This window comes from Spongiactinospora gelatinilytica, from assembly GCF_003236385.1.
GTDB lineage: Bacteria > Actinomycetota > Actinomycetes > Streptosporangiales > Streptosporangiaceae > Spongiactinospora > Spongiactinospora gelatinilytica.
Genome location: NZ_POUA01000627.1, coordinates 1 through 2,442 on the forward strand (window position 1 = coordinate 1; position 2,442 = coordinate 2,442).

General features: G+C 73.7%; 3 protein-coding genes and 1 pseudogene. 3 read left to right on the plus strand and 1 reads right to left on the minus strand.

Features of this window, described 5'->3' with window-relative positions; all coding sequences use genetic code 11:
- Window positions 1-328 (minus strand): annotated as a pseudogene (locus C1I98_RS37895) (tRNA (adenine-N1)-methyltransferase); the annotation flags it as partial.
- Window positions 329-400: 72 nt separating this feature from the next.
- On the opposite strand from C1I98_RS37895, the gene C1I98_RS37900 reads away from it, so the two are divergent.
- The 3 genes from C1I98_RS37900 to C1I98_RS37910 form a co-directional block, all read left to right on the plus strand.
- A complete protein-coding gene (locus tag C1I98_RS37900) occupies window positions 401-1,498 on the plus strand; it encodes a GNAT family N-acetyltransferase (protein WP_111172057.1) in 1,098 nt (365 codons plus the stop codon).
- Window positions 1,499-1,592: 94 nt separating this feature from the next.
- Window positions 1,593-1,802 (plus strand): hypothetical protein, encoded by a 210-nt coding sequence (locus C1I98_RS37905; protein ID WP_111172058.1) that lies wholly within the window; start codon window positions 1,593-1,595, stop codon window positions 1,800-1,802.
- Between the two features lie 90 nt (window positions 1,803-1,892).
- Window positions 1,893-2,442: hypothetical protein (locus C1I98_RS37910; RefSeq protein WP_146607894.1), on the plus strand; the 550-nt coding region annotated here is incomplete at its 3' end.

A 2,442-nucleotide genomic window follows, 5' to 3' on the forward strand; every position in this document is an offset into this window, starting at 1 on the left:
CCCCGGCCTCGACCACCCGGGCCCCCGGGAAGACGTCGGCCATCCCGACGATCATCGCGGCGTCCTTCGGGTAGATCACCGCCGCGCCGCGCGGCATCGAGACGGCGTAGTCGTGCAGCAGGTGACGGAAGGCCAGGTACGGCGTGCCGCCCGACGAGCGCACCACCGACCCCTCCGGCATCCCGATCAGCTCGTCGTGCGGAATCGACCCCTTGTGCGTGTGGAAAGCGCCGCCCTCGCGCAGCGTCACCGTGTGCCGCTTGTCCTTCGGGTCGGTGAGCTGAACCTGATCACCGGGCCGGAACGGCCCGTGCCTGCGAAAACCCATGTGCGCAAGGTTATCGCCGCGATCGGCGCAAATGATTCGCCGAGCCGCGCCCGGGCCTGGTAGCAAAGGGGGGTGTTCACCCCCGAAGTGATTCCGGCCGGCCCCGTCCTGCTGCGCCCGCTCGCCGACGGTGACGCCGATGCGATCGTCCGGGCCTGCGCCGACCCGCTCATCACCCGCTTCATCCCGTCGGTGCCGGTGCCCTACACCCATGAGGACGTGGCGGCCTTCATCAAGTCCGCCGCCGACCAGTGGCGCCGCGGCGGGGCGACGTTCGCCGTGGCCGACCCGGCGAGCGGCGAGTGGCAGGGCACGATCGGCCTCAAGCCGCCCGACACGCGCGGATGCCACTCGATCGGCTACCTGCTCGCCCCGTGGGCGCGCGGCCGTGGCCTGGCCTCCGCGGCGGCCCGCGGGGTCGCCGAATGGGCCTTCCGGAACGGCGCGCAGCGGATCGAACTGCTCGCCGACGTCGAGAACATCGCCAGCCAGCGGGTGGCGGGCGCGGCGGGCTTCCTGCGGGAGGGGATCCGGCGCGGGCTGGAGCACCGCCGCGACGGCGACTACCACGACATGGTGGCCTTCGCCAGGCTGGCCGGCGACCCGGGCGAGCCGGTCCGGCCGTACCTGCCGTTCCCGCCCGGCGGGGAGCTGACCGACGGCGTCGTGCGGCTGGTCCCCATCACCGCGCAGGACGCACCCGACTTCTACGCGATGATGAACGACCCCCAGGTGCTCAAGTACCACGTGGCGCCGCAGCCCCCGCCGCTCGCGGAGATCACGGCCAGGTGCCGTATGACGGGCACCTGGTGGCTCGCCGGGGAGCGGGCCGAACTCGCGATCCGCGACGCGGCGACCGGCGAGTTCGCCGGGCACATCCAGCTCATGAACGTCACCCCGCTGCTCGGCCAGGCGATGCTCGGCTACGCGCTGCTGCCCGCTCACCGGGGGAGGGGGTTCGTCACCCGAGCGGTCGGCCTGCTGGTCTCCTGGGCCTTCGAGCACACCGCGCTGAGCCGGATCGTGGCCGGTACCGCGCCGGGCAACCACGCCTCGCAGGCCGTGCTGCGACGGGCGGGCTTCACCTCCGAGGCCCTGATCCGCGGGCTGATGCCCGGACCCGGCGGCACCCGCCTGGACGACCTCCAGTGGGCCCGGCTGCGGTCCTGACCGGCGCGTTCCCCGCTCATACGCGACGGGCATGTATCAGGACCCGCGCGGGCGGCTCAGGTCTGGGCGAAGGGGCCGGCGGAAAGAGAGGCGGATGGCGATGGAGACGACGGCGGGGACGACCGCGTCCGAACCGGCCGTGCCGCAGGGCCCGCCGCCGTCGTGGGAGCTGTGGGTGCGCTGCCGCGGGCCGGAGGTCGTGGCGATGATGCGCGTCGGCGGGCAGGTGTCGGAGCTGACCATGAGCGGTGAGGGCGACGTGCTCGGCGCGCTGGGGAAGGTGCTCGCCGCGCTCGGCCGGTGACGGGGCAAATGAGTAGAGCCGTACTCATGCGCGGCGACCTTCGCCGGATCGACCCTGATGCCGCAGCGACGTCCACGCCAAGGCGGTGCCATGTCCGAGCAGGCGTACCAGCCCGCACGGTCCCTGACACGGTTCGCGCACGTCAGGGAGCGGCAGCCGGGATCGGATCTGGCGATCGGGCTGGACTCGCCCGACCACCGGGCGCCCTTCTACCTCTACGAGGCGGGCCACCTGCTGATCGCCGGGCGGGACGGTGAGCGCCGGGCGCTGCTGAGGGCCGCCGTGGCCAGCATCCCGGGCGTGGACGCGCTCGTGCCCGCGGGGAGAGGCCCGGGCCGCGACCCGGTGGGCCGCTACCGCGTCGAGTCCTCGTCGGGGATCTCCGTGCCCGAGGTCATGGCCGAGGTGGACGTCCGCATCCCGGGCAACCGCGAGATCCCGGTGGTGACCCCGAACCACGTCCTCACCATCGCGGGGACCTGCCTGCTCCCGGAGAACGAGCCGGTCCCGGTACGGCAGGCCCTCCCCTACCCCGCGCCCATGGAGCCCAGCGGCCCGCATCCCGTGACGGTGTACCTGGCCGACACCGGCCTGGTGCCCGCCCACACCGCGCTCGCCGCCGGGGCGACCTGGATGGGCG